The 23,986-nt window shown below is 63.1% G+C and carries 19 protein-coding genes; 10 read left to right on the forward strand and 9 right to left on the reverse strand.

Features of this window, described 5'->3' with window-relative positions; genetic code table 11:
- On the forward strand, positions 1-693 hold the full coding sequence (locus DEJ54_RS13825; RefSeq protein WP_113155077.1) for a GntR family transcriptional regulator: 693 nt from the start codon (positions 1-3) through the stop codon (positions 691-693).
- A gap of 18 nt (positions 694-711) precedes the next feature.
- Here the strand turns inward: DEJ54_RS13825 and DEJ54_RS13830 are convergent, their stop codons facing one another.
- From DEJ54_RS13830 to DEJ54_RS13855, 6 genes are all read right to left on the reverse strand, one after another.
- The gene (locus DEJ54_RS13830; RefSeq protein ID WP_113155078.1) at positions 712-1,614 is read right to left on the reverse strand and encodes a carbohydrate kinase family protein; all 903 of its coding nucleotides are present in this window, start codon (positions 1,612-1,614) and stop codon (positions 712-714) included.
- Positions 1,611-2,669 (reverse strand): ABC transporter ATP-binding protein, encoded by a 1,059-nt coding sequence (locus DEJ54_RS13835; RefSeq protein WP_113155079.1) that lies wholly within the window; start codon positions 2,667-2,669, stop codon positions 1,611-1,613. The genes DEJ54_RS13830 and DEJ54_RS13835 overlap by 4 nt, the downstream gene beginning before the upstream one ends.
- Before the next feature lie 4 nt (positions 2,670-2,673).
- Positions 2,674-4,161, reverse strand: coding sequence for an argininosuccinate lyase (argH, locus tag DEJ54_RS13840; RefSeq protein WP_113155080.1), 1,488 nt, complete (start codon positions 4,159-4,161; stop codon positions 2,674-2,676).
- 7 nt (positions 4,162-4,168) lie between these two features.
- Positions 4,169-4,972: a carbohydrate ABC transporter permease gene (locus DEJ54_RS13845; protein WP_371685977.1), complete on the reverse strand. Its 804-nt coding sequence runs from the start codon at positions 4,970-4,972 to the stop codon at positions 4,169-4,171.
- Between the two features lie 79 nt (positions 4,973-5,051).
- Entirely contained in the window at positions 5,052-5,945 is an 894-nt protein-coding gene (locus tag DEJ54_RS13850) for a carbohydrate ABC transporter permease (protein WP_113155082.1), read from the reverse strand.
- Positions 5,946-6,105: 160 nt separating this feature from the next.
- Complete coding sequence (locus DEJ54_RS13855; RefSeq protein ID WP_204360810.1) at positions 6,106-7,365, reverse strand: extracellular solute-binding protein; 1,260 nt, start codon at positions 7,363-7,365, stop codon at positions 6,106-6,108.
- A gap of 152 nt (positions 7,366-7,517) precedes the next feature.
- Here DEJ54_RS13855 and DEJ54_RS13860 point away from each other — a divergent pair, with 152 nt between their 5' ends.
- The 3 genes from DEJ54_RS13860 to DEJ54_RS13870 are packed head-to-tail and all read left to right on the forward strand — an operon-like array spanning position 7,518 to position 11,976.
- A complete protein-coding gene (locus DEJ54_RS13860; protein ID WP_113155083.1) occupies positions 7,518-8,717 on the forward strand; it encodes an ROK family transcriptional regulator in 1,200 nt (399 codons plus the stop codon).
- Between the two features lie 20 nt (positions 8,718-8,737).
- Positions 8,738-11,092 carry a PIG-L family deacetylase gene (locus DEJ54_RS13865; protein ID WP_113155084.1) on the forward strand — a complete coding sequence of 785 codons (2,355 nt, stop codon included), beginning with the start codon at positions 8,738-8,740 and terminating at the stop codon, positions 11,090-11,092.
- Positions 11,089-11,976: a DMT family transporter gene (locus tag DEJ54_RS13870; protein WP_113155085.1), complete on the forward strand. Its 888-nt coding sequence runs from the start codon at positions 11,089-11,091 to the stop codon at positions 11,974-11,976. The genes DEJ54_RS13865 and DEJ54_RS13870 overlap by 4 nt, the downstream gene beginning before the upstream one ends.
- Before the next feature lie 16 nt (positions 11,977-11,992).
- Here the strand turns inward: DEJ54_RS13870 and DEJ54_RS13875 are convergent, their stop codons facing one another.
- The 3 genes from DEJ54_RS13875 to DEJ54_RS13885 form a co-directional block, all read right to left on the reverse strand.
- Positions 11,993-13,528, reverse strand: a complete 1,536-nt coding sequence (locus DEJ54_RS13875) for a tripartite tricarboxylate transporter permease (protein ID WP_113155086.1) — start codon at positions 13,526-13,528, stop codon at positions 11,993-11,995.
- A 16-nt stretch (positions 13,529-13,544) separates the two neighbouring features.
- Positions 13,545-13,976 carry a tripartite tricarboxylate transporter TctB family protein gene (locus DEJ54_RS13880; RefSeq protein WP_113155087.1) on the reverse strand — a complete coding sequence of 144 codons (432 nt, stop codon included), beginning with the start codon at positions 13,974-13,976 and terminating at the stop codon, positions 13,545-13,547.
- Between the two features lie 83 nt (positions 13,977-14,059).
- Positions 14,060-15,034 (reverse strand): tripartite tricarboxylate transporter substrate binding protein, encoded by a 975-nt coding sequence (locus DEJ54_RS13885; RefSeq protein ID WP_113155088.1) that lies wholly within the window; start codon positions 15,032-15,034, stop codon positions 14,060-14,062.
- 171 nt (positions 15,035-15,205) lie between these two features.
- On the opposite strand from DEJ54_RS13885, the gene DEJ54_RS13890 reads away from it, so the two are divergent.
- From DEJ54_RS13890 to DEJ54_RS13915, 6 genes are all read left to right on the forward strand, one after another.
- Complete coding sequence (locus tag DEJ54_RS13890) at positions 15,206-15,883, forward strand: response regulator transcription factor (protein WP_113155089.1); 678 nt, start codon at positions 15,206-15,208, stop codon at positions 15,881-15,883.
- Complete coding sequence (locus tag DEJ54_RS13895) at positions 15,883-17,292, forward strand: sensor histidine kinase (protein WP_113155090.1); 1,410 nt, start codon at positions 15,883-15,885, stop codon at positions 17,290-17,292. The genes DEJ54_RS13890 and DEJ54_RS13895 overlap by 1 nt, the downstream gene beginning before the upstream one ends.
- Positions 17,289-18,371, forward strand: coding sequence for an ABC transporter substrate-binding protein (locus DEJ54_RS13900; protein ID WP_113155091.1), 1,083 nt, complete (start codon positions 17,289-17,291; stop codon positions 18,369-18,371). Before DEJ54_RS13895 ends, DEJ54_RS13900 begins: the two co-directional genes overlap by 4 nt.
- 73 nt (positions 18,372-18,444) lie before the next feature.
- Positions 18,445-19,845 (forward strand): sigma-54 dependent transcriptional regulator, encoded by a 1,401-nt coding sequence (locus DEJ54_RS13905; protein WP_113155092.1) that lies wholly within the window; start codon positions 18,445-18,447, stop codon positions 19,843-19,845.
- Positions 19,838-21,856 carry a HAMP domain-containing sensor histidine kinase gene (locus DEJ54_RS13910; RefSeq protein ID WP_113155093.1) on the forward strand — a complete coding sequence of 673 codons (2,019 nt, stop codon included), beginning with the start codon at positions 19,838-19,840 and terminating at the stop codon, positions 21,854-21,856. Before DEJ54_RS13905 ends, DEJ54_RS13910 begins: the two co-directional genes overlap by 8 nt.
- A gap of 282 nt (positions 21,857-22,138) precedes the next feature.
- Positions 22,139-23,791: an OFA family MFS transporter gene (locus DEJ54_RS13915; protein ID WP_113155094.1), complete on the forward strand. Its 1,653-nt coding sequence runs from the start codon at positions 22,139-22,141 to the stop codon at positions 23,789-23,791.
- The last annotated feature ends 195 nt before the right edge of the window (positions 23,792-23,986 follow it).

Here is a 23,986-nt window from a genome sequence, read left to right on the forward strand (position 1 = left end):
ATGACAGGCGAGGGACGGGCGCGGTTCGAGCGGATCTATGCGCTGCTGCGCTCCCGGATCTGTCTTCTGGATTACCCGCCGGGCATGCGGCTGCGTGAAGAAGACCTCGCGGAGGAATTCGAAACCAGCCGCACGCCGATCCGGCGCGTTCTGGCGCGGCTTGAAGACGAAGGCTATGTGCGCTCGGTGCACGGTGTTGGCACGATGGTGACCGATATCGACAGCGCCTCGCTCGAGCAGGTCTACCGGCTGCGCGTGGAGCTTTCCGAACTGATCGGCCGGCTTTCGCCCATCGTGCCGGACGCGGAGACCATCGAGGCTTTCGATGTCATGCGGCGGCGCTGCGAGGCGCTGGCGAAAGCGCCGGACCAGCGCACCTTCGCGCAGCTCAACATGGATTTTCTGGATCTCCTGATGACGCTCACAGAGAACGAGCCGCTGCGGGAGTTTTCCGAACGGCTCTACTACCAGACCACGCGCTTCTGGCTGAAGACGGTGGCCGGTCTTGAGCGCCATGAAGAAGCGCTTGCCAGCGAAACGGACTATTTCCTGCGCGAAATCTCAGACATCGCCACGGCGGTTTCGTGCGGGGCGCTGGAAACGGTCGGGCAGGTGCGCCGGGCGCATGTGGCGATGAGCTATGCAAGGCTCAAGGCGCGTGCGCGCGGCGATGTGCTGCCCGACGAGGTTTAGGCGCAGTGAGTGGCTCTCTCAAGCTTCGGCCTCTTGCGCAAGGGCGCTGAGGTCTGGCAGGTCCGAGGCTCCGCCAACACGCATCACTGCTTCAGCGCCACATCGATTGCCTGCTTCAAGGCACTGTTTTAGCGGCAGTTTCGCAAGCCAGGCATCGATGAAGCCAGCGTTGAATGCGTCGCCCGCACCGGTGGAATCGATTACATCCACGGGCTTTGTCGGTGCTGAAATGGTTTCCTCCGCCGTGATCGCGATGGAGCCGTCCGGCCCACGCTTCACGATTGTGAGCGGGGCGGGCGGGGTTGCAGCCTTCAGAATGCCAAGCCGCTCTGCCTCCGTTTCGTTGGGAAGGAAGATGTCCACGGCGGAAATCAGCCCGGCCAGATCGTCGCGCGCGAGCACCGCATCGTCCCAGGAGCAGTCCAGCGAAATGGACAGGCCCGCCGAACGCGCCTTCTCGATGAGGTCGGGCGCTTCGACCAGCGTGGCAAGCTCGCCGATATGGAGATGCGCAAACGCGCCGCTTGCAACCGCCGCATCGAAAGCCCCGGGTACGGCGGGGCCGGCGCGGCGCGTCAGGAAGGCGCGTTCCAGGCCCGACGCCATGGCGACCGTGATCTGCGGATCGAGATTGGCCGGGGTTTCCTCCGATGCCGACAGATCGACGCCGCTTGCCTCAAGGTCGGCCATCAGGGCGCTGGCGAAAGGGCCCGATGGCAGCGCAGAGGCGAGCGAAACCGGGCGGCCGAGCGCCGCCAAATAGGCTGCGGTGATGAACGCGCCGCCACCGGGCTTGATCGACAGGCCGCCGGCGAACACCTCTTCGCCGAGTGTCGGCATCTTCGGCAGTTCGGTGAAGATAAGGTCGCAGTAAAGTCGGCCCACACTCAAAACGTGGCCCGAGCGTTTGGCTCGCGTCACGGCAGGGCCTCCCCGGATTTCGCGTCGAAGAGATGCATCTCGCCGGCGCTGGCCGTCAGGTTGACCGTCTCGCCGGGCTTCGGCGGCTCACGGCCGGACGCCTTGGCGATCACTTCGTAGCCATTCACGCCGACATAGACCAGCGTGTCCGCGCCAAGCGGCTCGACGATGTTGACCTTGCCGGAGAAGAGGCCCTTGTCGCCGGTCACGACCAGATCGTCCGGGCGCACGCCGACCACCACGTCAGCGCCTTCGGTGGCCTTGCGGTGGGGCAGTTCGATGCCGAGCCCGTCGCCGAGCTTCACGCCATTGCCGTTCCAGGTGCCCGGCAGCATGTTCATGGAGGGCGCGCCGATGAACTGGGCGACAAAGGTATTTGCGGGCTTGTGGTAGACCTCCAGCGGCGTGCCGACCTGCTGGATATAGCCGTCCTTCATGATGACGATACGGTCAGCCATGGTCATGGCTTCAACCTGGTCGTGGGTCACGAAAATAATCGTGTTTCCAACGCGTTGATGCAGCTTCTTGATCTCAAGCCGCATCTGCGTGCGCAATTGCGCATCAAGGTTGGAGAGCGGTTCGTCGAACAGGAAGACGGCAGGGTCGCGCACCATGGCGCGGCCAATGGCGACGCGCTGCCGCTGACCGCCGGAAAGCTGGTTGGGACGGCGCTCGAGAAGGTCGGTCATGCCGAGAATGGCGGCAACCTCGTCAATGCGCCTGTCCTTGTCCTCTTTCGAGAGTTTGGAGGTGCGCAGGCCGAAACCGATATTCTTGCGCACGGACATGTGCGGATAGATGGCGTAGTTCTGGAACACCATCGCGATATCGCGGTCCTTGGGCTCCAGATTGTTGACCAGGCGGTCGCCAATGTGGATCTCGCCGCCGGTAACCTCTTCGAGGCCGGCGATCATGCGCAGCGTCGTGGATTTGCCGCAGCCCGAAGGGCCGACGAAGACGACGAATTCGCCATCCGCCACATCGAGGTCGATGCCGTGCAGCACCTCGACCTTGCCATAGGTTTTGACGAGTTTGCGAAGGTTGAGTGTGGCCAAGGGTCTACTCCTGCAAGAGTGCGCCAAAGGCGGCGTCGAGCGCGGCCCCGGCATTGGCAGCGCGGGCAAGGGCCGCGGCCTGTTGTTCTGAAAGGCTGGCAAGCGTGGCGCGGTAGGTTTCAAGCGCCTCGTTCATGGCTCTGGGCGCGGGGCCGCCGAAACGTTCGCGCACCGTCACGAAATGACGCGCGCTGACGGCTTCGCCATAGGCTGCGCGGTCGAGCGTGCTGTCGCGGCCGGTCAGGCCCGTAAAGGCTTCGGAGAACGCCTCGAACCCTTCGGCGAGGGGCCTGCCGGCGGCAATGACGGCGCGGGCCGTGGCGGCTGCGATCTCATGCGCCTGCCGGAAGGACAGGTTCTCGCGGCGCACCAGCGTATCGGCCAGTTCCGTCACGGTGATGCAGGCGGCGTCGATGTTTCTGGCCACGCGCTCGCCATCGATGGAAACGGCGCTGATCAGGGCTGCCAGAAGGTCGAGCACGCGCGCGCCGCTCTGGAAAGCCGCATAGCCGGCCACCTGAACCTCGCCCTCACTGTCATTCATGTCGGTGAACGGCGTGTTGTGCATCGTGTTGACGACCGCATCGGCCCGACCGCAGGTCATGGAAGCGAGGTGGCGCAGGTGCTCGATGGGCACCGGATTGCGCTTCTGCGGCATGATCGAGGAGATCTGTACGAGGCTGCCGGGCACATGGAGCTGTCCCACCTCGAAGGCCGACCAGAACTGCATGTCCTGGATCAGGCGGCCAAGATGCAGGAAGGTGAGCTTCATCGCGCTGTAGAGGCCGGTGACATAGTCGACCGAGGCGATGCAGCCATAGGAATTGCGCAGCGGCTCGGAGAAGCCCAGCAGATCAGCCATGCGGGCGCGGTCGATGGGGAAGCCGCTGGTGGTGATTGCGGCAGCGCCCATCGGGCAATGGTCGATATTGGCGCGCGCGGCCTGAAGGCGCTCGATGTCGCGCAGAAGCACTTCGACGGCAGCCGACAGATAGTGACCGAAGGTCGAGGGCTGTGCCGGCTGGCCGTGTGTGTAGGCAACGATCAGCGTGTCGCGCTCGGCTTCAGCCTTGGCGATCAGGGCGGAGGCGAGGGCCTGCGCCTTTTCGATCAGCGTGTCTGCATGGGCCTTCAATGTGAGCTTGAAGACCGTATGGTCCATGTCGTTGCGCGAGCGGGCCGTGTGCAGCATGCCGGCGAGATCCGGTCCAAGCCGCTTCTTCAGCTCGGCCTCGACGAGGAAGAAATAGTCTTCCACCTCGCCGGTATAGGTGAGGGCATCGACATCGACAGTCTCGTCGATGTCGATCAGCGCGCCGGCGATGCGGGCGGCGTCCTCACGCGTCAGGATGCCCGTTTCGGTGAGCATCACCAGATGCGCCCGGTTGATGGCGCGGAACGCACCCACATAATTGGCCTTCACGCCTTCAAAGAGCGGCGCAAGCACCGTGTCCTTGTAGACGGGATGGGGAAATTTCTCGTTGAGACTCATCGTTCACTTATCCCTTGAGGCCGGCCATGACGACGCCACGGATGATGAAGCGCTGGAAGATCAGGAAGACGACCAGCGTCGGCAGCGTGGAGATGGCGGCGCCCGTCATGATCAGTTCCCAGGCCACGTCCACCTCGTCGCCGAAGCTCGAGAGGCCGACCGGCAGCGTGTACATCTCGGCAGAGTTGGTGACGATCAGCGGCCAGATGAAGGCGGTCCAGTTGCCGAGGAAGACGAAGATCGCAAGGGCGGCAAGGGCGGGGCGCACGAGCGGCATGGCCACCTGCCACCAGATCTGGAATTCGTTCAGCCCGTCGATGCGCGCAGCCTCCAGGAAGTCGTCGGGAACGGTCTCGAAGAACTGCTTCATAAGGAAGGTGCCGAAGGCGGTCATGACGCCCGGGAACATGATGCCCCAATAGGTGTCGAGCCAGCCAAAGCTCTTGCTCATGAGATACCACGGGATGACCAGCATCTCGGTCGGGATCATCAGCGTCGACAGGATGGCGATGAAGACGAGATAGCGGCCGGGGAACTTGAACTTGCAGAGCGCGTAGCCAACCAGCGCGTCGAAGAAGACGGCCGACACGGTGGTGAGGATGGCAATGACCAGCGAGTTGATGAACCAGCCGTAGAAGCGTCCGTCTTCGAGAACATAGGTGTAGTTCTCGATTGTCGGCTCTTCGGGGATCAGGTTCAGATTGTAGACCTCGAAGGGAAATTTCAGCGAGGTCGAGATCATGAACACGATCGGCATGACCATGAGGATGCCGCCGCCGAACAAGAGCACCCAGCGGATGAACTGGCCCATATTGCGCCGTGAATTGCGCGAGGAGCCGGAGAAGAGCGCGTCCGTGGACGCTTTGACTGCAATGTCCTGACTGGCCATGTCAGCTATCCTTCAGGAGACGAAGCTGGATCAGGCTGACGACCAGCAGAATGGTGAAGAGAACAACGGTCTGCGCGGCTGCGTAGCCCATGTTGAAGCCGTTGAAAGCGGTGTCATAGATCAGGAGGACCAGCGGTTTGGTGGAGTTCAGCGGACCGCCCGGATTGTTGGTGGTCATGTTGAACACCTGATCGAAGATCCGCAGGAAGCCAATCGACGAAAAGACGACCAGGAACACGATGGTGGGCTTGAGGAGCGGAATGGTGATTTCCGTCAGCACCGTCCAGGTGGAGACGCCATCGATGCGGGCTGCCTCGTAATAGCTCTGCGGAATGGCGCGCAGGCCGGCCATGAAGATGATGACCTGAAAGCCGAGACCCGCCCATACGGCCGGTGCGAGCACCGAAGGCAGGGCGTTGGTGGTGGAGCTCAGGAATTCGATCTGTGCAAAGCCGAGGCTGGCCAGGAAATTGTTGAACACGCCGATGGGAACCGGCTGGTAGAACCAGCGCCAGACCCAGGCCATCGCCACCGCGCTCGTCATGAAGGGCAGGAAGTACAGTGCGCGGATCGTGCCGTGCATGAACCGCACCTTGTCGAGGTGATAGGCAATGATGAAAGACAGGACGAGGCTGATCGGCGTGCCGAGGATCAGATACATGAAGGTGTTCTTGAACACTTTCCAGAAGACCGGATCGCTGAACAGCTTTGTGTAATTTTCCAGTCCGACGTATTTGCGGTCGCCAAGCAGGTTCCATTCCTGAAAGGAAAGAACGAAGGCGTTGGCCGTCGGATAGAAACGGATGACGACGTAGAAGAGAACGGGGAGGGCGAGGAAAGCCCAGGCCCAGACGATCTGCTTCTGCGGTATGGATAGGTTTTTATAAAAGCGCATGGCCCCGTCCCGGTCGGCGCCAGAGTGTCTTCGCCCGTGCCGAAGCCCGCGAAACCACCCTGTCTGTCTGTCGATGCGTCGATGCGAAGCCGGATGTGTTCACCCGGTGGCAGAAAACGCTGCAAGGGCGTCCGAACATGGTCCGGACGCCCGACAGGCCTTATTTGTTGTAATACTCGTCGAGGATTTTCTGCTCTTCCCCGGCGGCCTGGGAGACGCTCTCTTCAAGCGCCTGACCCTGCAGCTCGATGCGCTGCATCATGTCCACCATCGTCTGGCGCTGGGCGCTCTCATTGGCGAAGACCGTGGTCTTTGCGTATTCGAGACCCTTGATGAAGGGGCCGTAGACGGGGTGGTTGACATTCTCGTCGGTCATTGCGGCAGACGGCTTGGCCGGAAGCTCGCCAACGGTCTCAAGCCAGATCTGCATGGCTTCGTCGGAGGTGAGGTATTCCATGAACTTGACCGCCGCATCGAACTTCTCGCCTTCCGCCTTGGAGGTGATGGCGTTCACCCAGTAGGAGGAATAGTTCGACTTGGTGCCGTCAGGACCGGCCGGCAGCTCCGCCACGCCCCATTTGAGGCCGCGCACGTTTTCCAGCGCGCCGATGCGGAAGGAGCCGTCGATGTGCATGCCGGCTCGGCCCGCCTTGAAGGCTGCCTGCGGCTCGTCCATGAACGCGGCCTTGGTGACGCCGTGTTTGGCCTGCAGGTCGTTGTAGAAGCCGAAAGCCTTGAGACCGGCTTCGTTTTCGTAGTTCACCTTCTTGTAATCATCGAGATAGGGCTCGCCGCCGAACTGGCGGATGAGCACTTCACGGATCCAGTGATGGTCCTGCGCGGTCATGCCGGTGGTGATGCCGACGGCGGTAAGGTTTCCGGCACCGTCCTTCTTGGTCAGCTTTTTTGCCGCCTCGACGAACTCGTCGAGATTGGCCGGCGGGTTCTCGATGCCGGCCTCATCGAACATGCGCTCATTGTAGAAAAGCGCCAGCGAACGCACGGCCGTGGGCAGCGCCCAGTAGCTGTCGCCCATCCGCATCGCCTTGACCATGGGGAAGAACTCTTCCTCGATCTTCTCCGGCGGGAAGGTGTCGGCCGGCAGCGGCTGGATCAGCTCTGCCTCGACATAGTCGTTTAGCCAGCCATAGAACAGCTGCACAACGTCCGGGCCCTGGCCGGCCGGAATGGCGGCGGCAACCTTGGTGCGATAGCTGTCATAGGGGAAATGCGTCATCTTGACGGTGATGTCGGGATTGGCCGCCTCGAAATTCTCGATCAGCTGGTCCATCGCCTTGACGCGGGCGTCGAAGAAGTACTGCCAGTATTCGATCTCGACAGCCGAAGCGCTGGTGGCCGCAGCCGTAAGCGCTGCCGTCGCAGCACCCAGGATGTAAGTCCGTAACCTGTGCAATTTCATTTTACTCGCTCCCTTTGACCGCCAGCCGCCTCTTTCCGGCTGGTTTCGGCATTCACCCTCAGATCGGCCATCCGGTAATGACAGCCGGCTCATTCGTTAACGATTAACTCAATCAAGTTGAATGTTCAAGTAAGTTGAATTAATAAGCCTGTATGAAGATTGTCCACCCACGCCGCATCGTCGGATCGAACGCTGAACGCACCCGTCTGCACAATCGACAGGTGGTGCTTGGGCATGTGCGTGAGCGCCAGCCCATCGGGCGCGCCGAGATCGCGCGCATTTCGGGACTTTCCACGCAGGCGGTGAGCAACATCATCGCGGAGCTGGAGGAGGACGGTTTCATCGTCGAGGCCGGTCGCCAGTCGGCGGGCCGGGGGCTTCCGGTCCTGCAATACCGGCTGAACGGTGATGGCGCGGCGGCGCTCGGCATCGAGGTGCGGCCGGATGCCATGTTTGGCGCGCTGGTGAATCTTGCCGGCGAGACGCTTTTCACGACGCGCGAAGCCCTGCCAAAGAACGATCCGAAGACGGTTGCAGATGTGGCCCGGCGCATCAGGACGGTGGCGCTCCATGGCCGGAATGCGGAAAAGCAGGACATTCTGGGCGCTGGTGTCGTCATGCCGGGCCCGTTCGGAAAGGTCGGCATTTCCGGTGCGGGGCAGACGGCCCTGCATGGCTGGGAGGAGACGGACCCCGTCGCGCTGTTTGAGGATGCGCTCGACATGGCGGTCGTGGTCGAGAACGACGCCACCGCCGCAGCCGTTGCCGAGCGCGTGCGCGGCGTTGCATCGGGGCTCAGGACTTTCTGCTTCATCTATTTCGGCGCGGGTCTCGGCCTTGGCGTCGTCAATGATGGCGAGGTGCAGCGCGGCGCATTCGGCAATGCGGGCGAGATCGGTCATGTGATCGTGACGCCGGGTGGACGCCAGTGCGCCTGCGGCAACAAGGGCTGTCTGGAAACCTATGCGAGCCGCATTTCCGTGCGCTCCAAACTGGCCTGTGCCGGCGTCGAGATTGACAGCGCGACCGACATCGAGAAGCTTTATGAGGCAGGCAATCCGCATCTGATGGAGTGGATCGGCGAGGCGGCCGGCCCGCTCTCGCAGGCCATCGGCATGATCGAGAACCTGTTCGATCCGGAAACCGTCATTCTCGGCGGGGCGATGCCCGACGAAGTGCTCGATCACCTGATCGGCGCGCTGCATCTGCCCGGCGGCTCGGTTGCGGCCCGAGAGGGACGCGTTTCTCCGCGCGTGCAGCGCGGCGCATGCGGCCGCCTGACGGCAGCCCTTGGCGGGGCAGCCCTCGTCATCCACGACACCATTACCCCGCGCATTGCCGCGAAGACTTGATAATTTCCGGGAGGTTTGGAATGCCCTTGTCCGATCAGGAGCGTATTGACGCGCAGATGCGCAACCCGCGTATCGTCCAGCTGTGGCGCGCGCTGGCGCCGCTGAAATCCTGCGTCTCCTTCATGAATACGGGCGCGCATCCCGATGACGAGACATCCGAGATGCTGGCAGCGCTCGGTCTGCGGGACGGCGTGGCGCTGTCCTTTGCCTGCGCCAATCGCGGGGAGGGCGGGCAGAATGCCATCGGCTCGGAAGTCACGCATGATCTGGGTGTGGTGCGCACTGCCGAGATGGAGCGCGCCGCCGATGTGCTGAACCTCAATCTCTACTGGCTTTCCGAAACGCCGGACGACGCCGTCTTCGATTTCGGTTTCTCCAAGAGCGGCAAGGAAACGCTGGGCAAATGGGGACGTGAACGCACGCTCAAGCGTTTCGTCGAGATCATACGCACCGAACGCCCGGACATCATCTGCCCGACTTTCCTCGACATTCCGGGCCAGCACGGCCATCACCGGGCGATGACGGAACTGGCGCATGCGGTGATGGACGCGGCGGCTGATCCGGCGTTTCCCGATGTGGATCTGCCGGTATGGCAGGTGAAGAAGCTCTATCTGCCGGCATGGTCCGGTGCGGGCGACGCCTATGATGACGATCTGCCGCCACCGAGCGCCACGCTGACGGTGAAGGGCGGCGGCGAAGACCCGGTGACGGGCTGGAGCTGGGCGCAGATCGGCGAGCAGTCGCGCGTGTTCCATCGCACACAGGGCATGGGCCGCTGGGTCGCGCATGGCGCGCCGAACGACTGGCCGCTCCATCTGGTGCGCTCAGAGGTTTCCGGCCCGGATGACAGCGTGACGGACGGCCTGCCGGTCACGCTGATCGATCTGGCGGCGTTTGCCGGTGCGCCGGAAATCGCCGCGCAACTGGAAACCGCGCATGAGGCCTGCATGGCGGCCATTGCCGCCTTCCCGAACAGGGAGAGCGTGGCGCGAAAGGCAGCCTCGGCGCTCAGGGCCGTTCGCGAGGCGCGCGATGCCTGCCCGGCGCACGCCCATGACGAGGTGCAGCACCGTCTTGCCGCCAAGGAGGTTCAGCTTTCCCACGTGATGCGGATCGCAAGCGGCGTGCAGGTGCGCGCTGCACTTGAGCGCGACATTCTGCGCCCCGGCGAGAGCGTGGCGCTGACCATCGAGAGCGCCGGACCCGTGGCGGAAGTGACGCCCGTCGTGCCGGAGGGCTGGCGCGCTGCCAATGGCCTCGTCCATGTGCCGGACGATGCGCAACCCACCGACTGCTATCCCGCGCATTATCTGCCGGGCAGGGCGCGCCTGCCTGCGGTGCGTGTGGGCGTGACCATTGACGGGGTTTCGGCGGAAACGCTCCTGCCGCTCGAGCGCGCGCCGGTGGTTCTGCCCGCGCGCTCGGCCACGCTTGCGCCTGACCGGGCGCTGATCAATGTTGCAGCCAGTGCGCGCGCGATCGATCTGCGCGTTTCGGAACTCCATCCGGCACAGGCGGAAACCGCGCTGGAACTGCCGGAAGGCTGGACTGCATCGTCGGTGACGGGCGGTTTCCGGGTTACAGCGCCTCAGGCCATCGCGCCGGGGCTTTATGAGCTGCCGCTGGAGATCGACGGTCAGACGGCCGAAACGGTTCACCGGTTTGACTATCCGCATATCGGAGCGCGGGCGCGCGCCTTTCCGGCCAAGCTCTCCGTGCGGGTGCTTGATGTGGCGCTGCCGGATGTGCGTGTCGGCTATGTGGGCGGCGGCAATGACCGCGTCGGATTGTGGCTGCGCGCACTTGGGCTCGATGTCACCGACATGAGTGATGAGGCGCTGACGGCTGAGGGGCTGAAGGACATCGACACGCTGGTGGTGGGCATTTTCGCCATGCGCGCCCGTCCGGCGCTTAAAGAAGCGATGCCCGCGGTGAAAGCCTGGGTGGAGGATGGCGGCAATCTGGTCACGCTCTATCACCGCCCGTGGGATGCGTGGGATCCGGAGACGGTGCCGCCGCGCCGGCTGGAGATCGGCAAACCGTCGCTGCGCTGGCGGGTGACGGATGAGAATGCCGAGGTGACCCATCTCGCGCCCGGACATCCGCTGCTCAACACGCCGAACCGCATCACGGATGAGGACTGGAAGGACTGGCACAAGGAGCGCGGGCTCTATTTTGCCAAGAGCTGGGACGAGGCCTATGAACCGCTTCTGTCCATGGCCGATCCGGAAGAGGAAGCGCATAAGGGCGCGCTTCTCTCGGCGCGGATCGGCAAGGGGCGGCACACCCATGCGGCGCTGATCCTGCATCACCAGATGGAGAAACTGGTGCCCGGCGCGTTCCGCCTGATGGCGAACCTTCTGGCGCGGCCGTGAGTGCGCCTGCCACGGCAAAGGACAATCTGCGCGCCGGGGCCTGGCTTCTGGCGGATATGGGCCTCAACATCTGGGCCATATCCATCGTCAAGGCGCTGGGCGCGGGCTATCCGCCGTGGCAACTCGTTTTTCTCAGGGCACTGGTCGGGTTCTGCCTGATCCTGCCGTGGCTGGCGCGTCAGCGGCAGGTTCTGTGGTCGGTCGACCGCGTTCCGCTGCATCTGTTCCGGGTGTTCCTGTCGGCAGTGGCGCTGACCGGCGGCTTCTACGCCGTCGCGCATCTGCCGCTGGCGCTTTACATGACCATGAATTTCACGCGGCCCGTCGTGCTGGTGGCGCTTTCCGCGCTGATCCTGCGCGAGGCGGTGTCCGGTTCGCGCTGGCTTGCGGCGGGGCTGGGGCTCGTCGGCGCGTTCATCGCCGCAAGCCCCGGCAATGTGGAATGGACGCCGGCCCTGCTCGCGGCGCTGGCCGCCGTTCTGGCAGGCACGGGGGCGATCATCGTCACGCGTCAGCTCAAGGGCACGCCGCCGGTGGTGATGATGCTGTTCTATACGGGCGGTCTGGCGCTGATCACCGCCTGGCCGGCCATTTCGGGCTGGCAGGACGTGGCGGCCGGTCACTGGCCGTTTCTGCTGGCCGTTGGCGTCTTCTCGCAGGCCGCACAGTTCTGTTTTCTGCGGGCGCACTGGCTTGGCGATGCGGGGTTTCTGGGACCACTCGGCTATTCGAGCCTGATCCTGTCGGGCGTGGTGGGCTATGTCTTCTTCGGTGAGGTGCCCAGCCTCAACACGGTGATCGGCGCGGCCATCATCGTTTCGGCCACTGCCTTTCTCACATTGAGGACGGCGCGGCTGAGAAGCCACGCCGCCTCTGGCAGTTGAAGCCTGGAAGTGCCGATCAATCGGGATCGGCGCCTTCGGCAATCGCCTCGTCGGCGATCTTGGGCCGGAAGTAGCGACCGACGATCAGCGGCATGACGAAGCCGATGATGGCGAAGGACCAGAGCCCGATGGCGAGCCACGAGTTGAACAGCATCGTCCAGTCGCCGTCATGAATGGTCATCGCGCGGCGCAGGTTCTTTTCCATCTGGTCGCCCAGAAGAACGCCGAGGATGATCGGCACCAGCGGCACGTCGAGCTTGCGCAGAACCCAGCCCAGAACGCCGAAGGCGATCATCACCAGAAGGTCGAAGGTGGAACCGGAAATGCCGTAGATGCCGACGAAGGAGATCATCGCCACGGCGGGCATCAGATACCGGGTCGGGATCAGCAACACGCGCACGAACAGCGACACCAGCGGCAGGTTCATGGCCAGAAGCATGATGTTGCCGATGAAGAGCGCGGCGATCAGGCCCCAGACCACATCCGGGTTCTGCTGGAAGAGCAGGGGGCCGGGGGTGATGTTGAGCGCGAGCAGCATGGCGAGCAGGACGGCGGTGGTGCCGGAACCGGGAACGCCGAGCGCCAGCATGGGCACCAGCGCGCCGCCGGCAGCCGAGTTGTTGCCGGCCTCGGGCGCTGCCACGCCGCGCGGATCGCCCTTGCCGAACGTGCCGTTGCGGTCGGAGATGCGCTTCTCGAACGTGTAGGAGATGAAGGAGCCGAGCGAAGCGCCGGCGCCCGGCAGAACGCCGGCAATGAAGCCGAAGATTGTCGAACGGCCCATGGCGGGAATGGTCTCGCGCACCATCTTCCACGGCGGCACGATGCGGCCCACCTTGACCACCTTGTCATCTGCGCCGCCGCCGGCACGGTGTTCGAGGAAGATGAACACTTCCGAGAGTGCGAACAGGCCGACAATGGCGACGAGGAAGTCGATGCCGTCATAAAGATGCACTTCGCCGAAGGAGAAGCGCGGAACGCCGGTCTGGCCATCGACGCCGATGGTGGCGATGCCAAGGCCCAGAACCGCGGCCAGCGCCGCCTTGGCCTGATTGCGGCTGGCAATGCCGCCAAGCGTGGCGAAGGCGAGCACGAACAGCGCGAAATACTCGGCCGGGCCGAACAGGAGCGCGACCTTGACCAGCTGCGGCGCGAGGAAGACGAGGCCCCAGGTGGCGAAGAATGCGCCGACGAAGGATGCAAGACCGGAGATGGCGAGCGCTTCGCCAGCCTTGCCGGCCTTGGCCATCGGGTGGCCGTCAAGCGTTGTCATCAGGGCCGGTTCATCGCCTGGAATGTTGAGCAGGATCGATGAGATGCGGCCGCCATACATCGCGCCATAATAGACGCTGGTCAGCAGGATGAGCGCCGGTGTGGCCGGCAGGCCGAGGGTGAAGGCGAGCGGAATGAGGATCGCAACACCGTTTGAAGGGCCGAGCCCCGGCAGCGCGCCGATGATGGTGCCGAGAAAGCAGCCGATCAGCGCCAGCATGAGGTTCTGCCAGGTCAGTGCGACGGCAAAGCCGTCTGCCAAAGAGGCTAGTGTGTCCATGATAGGGCCTCCCGTCTCAGAAGCCCCAGGGGCCGCGTGCAAGCGACAGCCCCAGGACGAGATGGAAAATGACATAGATGCCGACGGCGATCACAACGCCGGCGATGATGGCGGAAACGGGGTGCGACCCCAGACGCCAGGAAAGGTAGCTCGCTGCGATGGCCGTGCAGAGCACGAAGCCATATTCCTTCAGGAACAGCGCATAGGCGATCATCACGGCGGTGGCGACGCCGATTTCAAACAGCCGCGCGAAGCCTGGCCATTCCGGCTCGGTGTCCGGCTTGAGAATAATGACCACGCTGGAAATCGCGAGCACGGTGCCGATCATGTAGGGAAAGGCCTTGGGGCCAAACGGATCGGATATGAAGCTCAGTTCGATCTGCGTCGCCTGCCAGAGATAGAAGGCGGCGAGGAGGAAACCGAAAACGCCGAAGATGCGGTCGCTCATGACAGACGTGTTCCCCTGATTGTTCTTGATACAATTCGGGCCTGTGGGGTGTCCCGACAGGCCCGATTAGGTTCGCTCGTGCGTTACTTCACGATGCCGATCTGCTTGGACAGATCGGTGATGGAATCGATGGATTCCTTCACGAAGGCCTGGAATTCCGCGCCCTGCAGGTCGAGCGGTGCGAGACCATTGTTGGCCATGACCTCTTTCCACTCGTCGGAGGCATAGACCTTGCTGACGGCGTCGACCCAGTAGTCATAGGCTTCGTCCGACATGTTGCCGGGGGCATAGAAACCGCGCCAGTTCGCACCGATCACGTCGATGCCCTGTTCCTTCGCCGTGGGGAATGAGGAGAAATCGCCTTCAAGACGCTCGGGCGCCATGACGGCAATGACCTTGATGTCGCCGGAATCGACGAAGCCCTTGGCTTCCGAGGCATCGCCCGTGAACGCCTGCACGGAGCCGGCGAGGAGCTGGGTAACCGCTTCACCGCCACCGTCAAAGGCGACATATTTGACCTGACGGACATCCTCGATGCCGGACTTGGAGGCGGCGATCAGAACCTTCAGATGATCCCAGCCGCCCACGGCAGAACCGCCGGCCACGGAGACGGAGGACGGGTCCGCCTTGATCTTGTCCATCAGCTCGGGGAGCGTGTTGATGGGCGAATCCTTGGCGACGGCGATCACGCCGTAATCAGCGCCGACTGCGCCAACCCAGCGCACCTGATCCATCGTGTTGCCGGGGAACGCGCCCTGGGCGAGACGGGTGGCGGTTGCCGAGGAGGCGGCGACAATCAGATTGTTCTCGTCATTGCGCTTGCCGACGACTTCGGCAAAGGCCACACCACCGCCGCCGCCGGCGACATTGGCGACCTGCATGGTGCCGGGAACAAGCTTCAGGTCCTGAAGCGTCTTGCCAACCTGGCGGCAGGTGAAGTCCCAGCCGCCGCCCGGATTTGCAGGCGCGATGCACTCGGTGTTGTTGGGATCGAACGCGAACGCCGACAGGCTGGACGCAAGTGTGACCACGGCCGCAAGGCCAAGCAGCTTCTTCATGGAATTCCTCCTGTTAAGCAGTTCCGCCACATGGTGGACGGAACTCTCCTCAAACCTGTTTTTTAACCGCTGTCCTCCCGGAAACCGGAGCGGTGCGCCAATGAGATTGTTCTCATGACGATGGAGAGCCTATAGGGTGTCCCTGTCACAAAGCTGTCAAAGTCGGGAAAAATGCATTTCTTGATCGTCGAAGACACACGCGATGTCGCAGAAGCCATTGAAAGAAGGCTGGAAAAGGCCGGTCATGTGAGTGATCGTGCGGAGACGCTGGAAGACGCAAGGCACTTCGTGGCGATGGCGCATCACGACCTTGTCATTCTCGACATCAACCTGCCCGACGGGTCGGGCATCGCGTTTCTGAAAGCGCTGCGGGCTGCGGGAAACCGGGTTCCGGTGCTGGTTCTGACGGCGCGGCTTGCGGTCAACGACAAGATCGATGCGCTCGATCTCGGCGCGGACGACTACATGATCAAGCCGTTTGATCTCGGCGAGCTGGAAGCGCGCATCCGCGCCATCATCCGCCGGCGCAGCGGCGAGGCTGACCGGACGCTTTCGGTCGGAAAGCTGACCTTCGACATGGCGGCGCGGCGGGTTCTGATCGACGGGCAGCCCTGTGATCTGACCCGGCGCGAGCAGACGCTTCTGGAGATTTTCCTCACAAACCGGGATCGTGTTCTCGACAAGGAGGATTTGCTCCTGCGCCTGTTCGGCCATGATGATGAGCGCAATCCCAATGCGGTGGAGCTTTATGTCGGGCGGCTGCGGCGCAAGATCGAGGGTTCCGGACTGGAAATCCGCACCTTACGGGGGCTCGGCTATCAGGCGGTGACGATGGAGACGGGCGGCTGATGGCGCATCAGGGGCGCGAGGCTGCGCCTGACCGCAGCCTTTCGATTGCCTATCGACTGGCCATTTCTCTGACTCTGGTGCTCGGGCTCGCCGTGGCAGCGACGATTTATGCGGCCTATGGCTATGGCCGGCAGGCGGCCAACGAAGCCTTCGACCGGCTGCTTCAGGGCGCGGCGCTTCAGATTGCGGAGCGCATTTTCGTGATCGAAGGCGAGGTGCGCGTCGATATCCCCGTTTCGGCGTTCGAGCTTCTCTCGCTTGCCAAGGACGAACGCGTTTTCTACCGGGTCGCGCAGCCGGATGGCGCGACGCTGACGGGCTATGAAGACTTCCCGCTGCCCGAAACTGACGAGATCCCCGAGGGCGGTCTTGCCTATGAAGTGGATTTCGGCGGCGAGCGGGTGCGTGCGCTTGCAACCCTGCGCAGGCTGGCCGAACGGGCGGTGAGCGGCGATATCTACATCGTCGTGGCGCACACCACGGGAAGCCGCGAGCAGCTTGCCCGCAGCATGGCCACACAGGCCGTCGCCGTGATCGCCGGTGCGGGTGTCGCCATTCTGGTTCTGGCGCTTCTGGCCATGCGCTATGCGATGCGCCCGCTGGAGCGCATTCAAACGGCGATCCTTGAGCGTGACCCGCTCGACCTCTCGCCCTTTTCCATGCATGCGCCGGACGAGGTGTCGGCGCTGGTCGCCTCCATCAACCGCTTCATGGGGCGGCTCGACCGGCGGGTGCGCGCCATGCAGGACTATGTGGCCGATTCCGCGCATCAGATACGCACCTCGATCACGGCTCTGCGGGCGCATAGCGAGCTGGCGCTGGACGAGGATGATCCAAAGCGCCTGAAGGTTCTGCACCGACGCATCCGCAGCCGCGCCATAGGGCTGAACCGGCTGACCGACCAGTTGCTCAGCCATGCGCTGGTGACACACCGCGCCGACACCGCACCGCTTGAGCCGCTCGACCTGCGGCGCATCGCTGTCGACGCTGAACGCGAGTTCACGCAGCTTGCGGGTGGCGGCAGATCGCGCATCCGTCTCGACTTGCCGGAAGAACCGGTGATGGTGCGCGGCGATGCGTTCAGTCTGGGGGAAGCCGTGAAGAACCTTTTGAACAACGCGCACGCCCATGGAAAGCCGCCCATCGCGCTTGGCGTATCGAGCCATGGCGAACGGGCGCGGGTGACCGTCACGGATCGTGGCGGGGGGCTCTCCGTGCGTGATCCCGTCGAGATCGGCCAGCGCTATGCGATCAACCCCAACAAGCCGGAAAGTGCGGGGCTCGGGCTCGCGATCGTGCGTGAGGTGGCGGAGTTTCATCACGGGCATATCGCGCTTGATGGCGGGGAGGGCGCGTTCTCCATCAGCCTCGATCTGCCGCTTGCAACACCGGGAGACCAGCCGGCATGATACGCTTCATCCTGTGCGTTTCGGCGCTGTTCGCGCTCCTTCATGCGCTGCCGGCCCACGCCAATGACACGGTGTTCGATGCGCCGGACGGCAAGGCTGAAACGCTGATTATCGGCAGCGTGACCGATCTCGAACACATCGAACCGCTCATTCAGGAGTTTCAGAGAACCAATCCGACAACAGAGGTTGTCTATCGCCAGATGACCAGCCTCGATCTTTATGGCGCTGCGGCGGAAGCCTGCGAGGAGCGGCGCTTCTTTGCCGATGCGGTGATTTCGTCCGCCATTCCCGAACAGGTGCGCCTTGTGAACGATGGCTGTTCGGAGCCCTTCCGCTTTGCGCTGCCGCCTGATCTGCCGGACTGGGCCTCGTGGCGCAACGAGCTTGTGGGTCTCACCTTCGAGCCCGCGGTGATCGTCTACGACCGGGAAGGGCTGGAACCGGATGAGGTGCCGCGCAACCGTTTCGAGCTGGTCGACCTTCTGCGCCAGACGGAGCGTTTTCGCGGTCGCATCGGCACCTATGACATCGAAAGCTCCGGCGTCGGCTACATTTTCGCCTTCGAAGACGCCGCGCAGGCTTCCACCTGGGGGCGGCTTCTGGAAAGTCTTGGTCAGAACCGGGCGCAGCTTTTCTGTTGCAGTTCCGATGTGATCGATGGCGTGCGGACCGGCCGGCTGGTGCTCGGCTACAATGTTCTGGGGTCCTATGCGCTCGCCCGGCAGCAGGAAGATCCGCGCATCGGCATCATCTTTCCGTCCGATTACACGCTGGCGCTGTCGCGCGCGGCACTGGTCTCGCGCCATGCCCGCAACAAGCGCGCCGCCAATGCGCTGATCGCCCTGGCGCTCAGCGACAAGGGGCAGGAGCTTTTTTCCGGCCCGTCGCGTCTGTTCTCCTCGATGAGCGGGCCTGAAATGCTGGGCAGGATCGATACGGGCGACGGACCGTCTGCCGAGGCGGCGGCCTTCCGGCCCATCGGGCTTTCACCGGCCCTTCTGGTCGGGCTCGACCAGGCAAAGCGCAAGGCGTTTCTCGACCAGTGGCGCAAATCCTTTCGCGCGGGCGGTGGAGAGTAGAAGGCGCGCTATTTGCTTTCCCGTCATCCTTGGCTAATCATGCCGCAAAAAACGGGGAGAGGTGCGGGAGGAAATGGCGAGCGGTCAGGCAGCAAAGGCGCAGCGCAACATGGCAGCGGATCCGGAATTCGGGCCGTGGCTTGCGCAGGCTTCGATTCTCGTCATCGATGATGAACCGGGCATGCGCAACTTTCTCGTGCGCACACTTGGTCCGCGCTGCAAGCGGCTCGATGAAGCCGCCGACACGGAAGAAGCCTCCCGAAAGCTCGACGCCAACCACTATGATGTGGTGATCCTCGACAACATCATGCCCGGCAAGAATGGCGTCGACTGGCTGGCGGAGCAACGGGCCATCGGCTTTTTCTCCAACGCCATCCTGATGACGGCCTATGCGGACCTCGAAACCGCAATCCAGGCGCTGCGCGCGGGCGCGGTCGATTTCATCCTGAAGCCGTTTCGCTCCAACCAGCTTCTGAACGCGGTGGCCCGCTGTCTCGACCAGATGCGGCTCCAGCGTGAAAATTACGTGCTGCGCTATGAGCTGAAATCCACATCGGACCATGTGTTGCTGCGCGACAAGCTGATCGGCGGATCAAAGGCGATCAGTGATGTGCGCAACGCGATTGCGCGTGTTGCGCCGCTGCCCACATCGGTGTTGCTGACCGGCCAGTCGGGCACGGGCAAGGAAGTGGCGGCGCGCTCGCTGCACTCGCTGTCGGACCGCGCGGACAAGCCCTTCGTGCCGGTCAATTGTGCGGCGATCCCGCCAGACATGATCGAGACCGAGCTGTTCGGTCATCTGAAGGGCGCGTTCACCGGAGCGGAAGGCGGTCGCGAAGGCCTTTTCATGCATGCCCAGGACGGCACGCTGTTTCTCGACGAGATCGGCGAATTGCCGCTTGCGACACAAAGCAAACTCCTGCGGGTACTCGAAGACCGGCGCATCCGCCCGGTCGGCTCGGAACGTGAAATCCCGGTCGATCTGCGTTTCGTCTTCGCTACCAATGCAGAGCTTGAGAAACAGGTGGAGGCCGGCCAGTTTCGCGCCGATCTCTTCTTCCGCATCAATGTGATGCAGATCCACCTGCCGCCGCTCAAGGATCGCGATGACGATGTGCAGGAACTGGCGGATTTGTTCATGAGCAAACTCTCGCTGCAGCTCGGCACGCCGGATGTGCCCATCGGCGCGGATGTGCGGGCCGCGCTTGCGGCCTATGCTTGGCCCGGAAACGTGCGCGAATTGCGCAATCTGATCGAACGCACGCTCATTCTGGGGCGTTTCCCGGACGACTTTGGCGGCAATGGCGCAATTGTTCCCGAAACGAGTGTCGGCGGCGAAAGCCTGGCCGACATCGAGCGCCGGCATATTCTGGCCGTTCTGAAGCGCACCGGCGGTGACCGGGAAGCGGCAGCGCAGCAATTGGGCATTTCGCGCAAGACAATCGACCGCAAATGCGCGGCCTGGAATGTCTGAGCGATTAGCGACACGCCAGCCAAGGGGAAAGGGCGGTTCGGTCCGCTTTCGTCTTCTGGCGATCGCGCTCCTGCCGACACTGGTGATCCTGCCGCTGCTGCTTGGCATGGCGGTTTATCGCTGGAACGCCAAGTTCGACGCGGCGCTCATCTCCAAGGTGAATGGCGACCTGACCATTGCGCACCAGTATTTCGCGCGCCTGCTTGAGAACACCGGTGAACGCGTGACGGCGCTTGGCGCATCCGCGCGCTTTCGCGATACGCTTGACGCGGGCGGTGAGGGACTTTCAGCCCTTCTGGAAGAGCATCGCCGCAGGCTCGACCTCGATTTTCTCTATCTCCTGCCTGAAGACGGCGGGGTGCTTGCCTCCGCACCACAACTCGCGGGCGCGCCCCGGCGCGACTGGCTGATCACCGAAAAGGCCTATGCCGGTGAGGCCATGACGGGCGTCGACATTTTTTCCCGCGAGGAGCTTGCCGACATATCGCCCGCCCTTGCCGACCGCGCCCGGCTGGAACTGGTGCCGACCGCCAATGCCGTTCCCACGGAGCGCGCAGCGGAGACGCGCGGCATGGTCGTGCATTCGGCAACGCCGGTGCGGCTTGCCGATGGAAGCGCGGCAGCACTTGTCGGCGGCAATCTGCTCAATCGGAACCTCGTCTTTATTGATACGATCAATGATCTGGTTTACCGCGAGGCGAGCCTGCCGGAGGGCAGTCAGGGAACGGCGACGCTGTTTCTGGACGATGTGCGCATCAGCACCAATGTGCGCCTTTTCGAGGGGCGCAGGGCGCTGGGCACCCGCGTTTCGAGCATTGTGCGCTCGGCCGTTCTGGGACAGGGGCGCGTGTGGCTCGACAGCGCCTTTGTCGTGAATGACTGGTACATCTCCGCTTATGAGCCGATCACGGACACCTATGGCAAGCGTGTCGGCATGCTCTATGTCGGCTTTCTGGAAACGCCGTTCACCCAGGCGAAATACGCAACGCTTTTGACGATCGCCATCGCCTTTCTGGCGATAACGGCGCTCAGCGTGCCGCTTTTCCTGCGCTGGGCGCGCTCCATCTTCAAGCCGCTGGAGCGGATGGCCGGCACGATTTCGGAAGTGGAAAGCGGCGATCTTGGCGCGCGGACGGGGATTCACGGCGTCGATGACGAGATTGGCCGCGTGGCGCAGCATCTCGATCTGCTTCTGGAACAGTTACAGGAGCGCGACCGGCAATTGCGCGCCTGGAACGAGGAGCTGAACGCGCGCGTTGAAGAGCGCACGCGGGAATTGCGCCTTGCCAACCGGCAGCTTGAAGCGACGACACGCCAGCTTATCGTCTCCGAAAAGCTCGCCGCCATCGGCGAGATCACCGCTGGCGTGGCGCATGAGATCAACAACCCGATTGCCGTTATGCAGGGCAATCTGGAGGTGGTGCGGCAGGTGATGGGCGAGCGGGCGGAAGAGGCGCGCACCGAGTTTCGCCTGCTGGACGAACAGATCCACCGCATCAGCCAGATCGTCACCAAGCTGCTTCAGTTTGCAAAGCCCGAGGAATATGCGGGGTTTCTGGAACGGCACGCGCCGGCGGACGTGATTTCCGACACATTGCCGCTGGTGCAGCATCTTCTCAACAAGAGCGAGATCGTCGTTGAACGCGATGATCGGGCAAGCAGGCTGGTTCTGATGAACCGAACGGAACTGCAGCAGGTTCTGGTCAATCTGATCGTGAACGCCATCCACGCCATGTCGGATGGCGGCACGCTCTCACTGCGCAGCCATGACAGCGATCTGGACGGTAAGCCGGGCGTCTTGATCGAGGTGGCCGATACGGGCGTTGGCATGTCGGCGAAAATGCTAAGCAAGGTGTTCGATCCCTTCTTCACGACCAAGCGCCAGGAAGGGACGGGGCTTGGCCTGTCGATCAGCCAGACGCTGATTTCGCGACAGGGCGGCAAGATCTCGGCTGAAAGCGAAGAGGGCGTGGGCACGCGCTTCACGATCTGGTTGCCCGAGGCCAGCTGAGGCCTTTGGACAAAATGTCCGGACATTTTGTCCGGGTCCCATGGACAATTTGTCCATAGAGAAACTCTTTCAATCGATAAGCAATTGAAATCGTTCAGCCGTGCCGACTGGCACGCTCATTGCTTGCCCAATGGGTAATGCAAGAGGAGGACGTTTTCAATCACCTGATCCCGCAGCGGGGACCGTGTCTGGTGCGCAGGGCGCCGGACCAGCGCAGGCGGGATTTTCGCACAAGTAACCAGCAGGACGGCTGCCGGGTTTCCGGCAGGAGGAGGAGACTTAATGTCCGCAGCAAGTGAAACACTAACCGGCGCACCCGCCGGTGGCTTTCTCGACAGGGAAAGAATCATCGCCCGGCCGGGCTTCAACCGCTGGCTCGTTCCGCCGGCAGCACTCGCCATCCATCTGTGCATCGGCATGGCCTACGGCTTCAGCGTGTTCTGGCTGCCGCTGACGCAGGCCATCGGCATTTCTGAGAGCGTCGTCTGTGAAGACATGACGCTGGTGGGCGCGCTGTTCACCACGAGCTGCGACTGGCGCGTTTCCGATCTCGGCTGGATCTACACGCTGTTCTTCGTGCTGCTCGGCTCCGCTGCCGCCATCTGGGGCGGCTGGCTGGAGCGCGCCGGCCCGCGCAAGGCCGGCGTGGTTGCAGCCTTCTGCTGGTGCGGCGGCATCGCCGTTGCAGCGCTCGGCGTCATGATGCACCAGCTCTGGCTGATGTGGCTGGGTGCCGGCGTGATCGGCGGCATTGGCCTCGGCCTCGGCTATATTTCGCCGGTTTCGACGCTGATCAAATGGTTCCCGGACCGTCGCGGCATGGCCACGGGCATGGCGATTATGGGCTTTGGCGGCGGCGCGATGATTGGCGCACCGCTGGCCGACATGCTGATGAACACGTTCAAGACGGCCGATTCCGTTGGCGTGTGGCAGACCTTCCTGGTCATGGCCGTGATCTATTTCGTGTTCATGATGGGTGGCGCTTTCGGCTACCGCATTCCGCCGGCCGGCTGGCGTCCCGAGGGCTGGACCCCGCCTGCCAAGAGCGCGAAATCCATGATCACCTCGCGCCATGTGCATCTGCGCGACGCCCACAAGACGAAGCAGTTCTGGCTGATCTGGGCGGTTCTGACGCTCAACGTTTCCGCCGGCATCGGCGTGATCGGCATGGCGTCGCCGATGCTTCAGGAGATCTTCGGCGGACGTCTGATCGGCCTTCCCGAACTCTCGTTCAATGAACTCGATGCATCGCAGAAGACCGCGATTGCAGCGATTGCGGCAGGTTTTGCCGGCCTTCTGTCGCTGTTCAACATTGGCGGACGCTTCTTCTGGGCCTCGCTTTCCGACAAGATCGGCCGCAAGAACACCTATTATGCCTTCTTCCTGATCGGCATCGTGCTCTATGCGCTCGTTCCTTCGGCTGCGCATATGGGCAGCCAGGTTCTGTTCGTGCTGATGTTCGGCATCATCCTGTCCATGTATGGCGGCGGCTTCGCCACCGTGCCGGCCTATCTGGCCGATATTTTCGGCACGCAGTTCGTGGGCGCGATCCATGGCCGCCTGCTGACGGCATGGGCAACGGCCGGCATCATCGGCCCCGTGGTGGTGAACTACATTCGTGAAGCGCAGCTCAATGCGGGCATTCCGCGCGAGCAGGTCTACGACTTCACCATGTACATTCTGGCCGGAATGCTTCTGCTCGGTCTGATCTGCAACATGCTGGTCAAGCCGCTTTCGGACAAATGGTACATGTCGGATGAGGAAGTGGCCAAGCTTCAGGCGAAGTCTGCCGCTGCCGATTCCGGCCCGACCGGTTCCTTCGGCATCGGCAAGGGCGGCTTCGACGGCAAGGCGCTCATGGCCTGGGCCATCGTTGGTATCCCGATCCTCTGGGGTGTCTGGATAACGCTGCAGAAGACCGCGGCCCTGTTCTAGGCAGGGTTGTTGCAGCGGTGCCCTCCGGCTCTCGAGCCCCGCCGGAGGGCAGTTTTTCCAAGGGCCGCGCGATGCGCTGCGTCAGGCTTTGCATCGCGCGGCCCTTCTTTTTTCCGGAGCGGGAAAGCGGCTGTCGATCACGTCTACTTTCAGGGGCGACGGGCTTGTCAGCGGCATGGGGCTTGTCGAATAAGG

Source organism: Nitratireductor sp. OM-1 (genome assembly GCF_003296175.1).
GTDB classification, from domain to species: Bacteria; Pseudomonadota; Alphaproteobacteria; order Rhizobiales; family Rhizobiaceae; genus Nitratireductor; species Nitratireductor aquimarinus.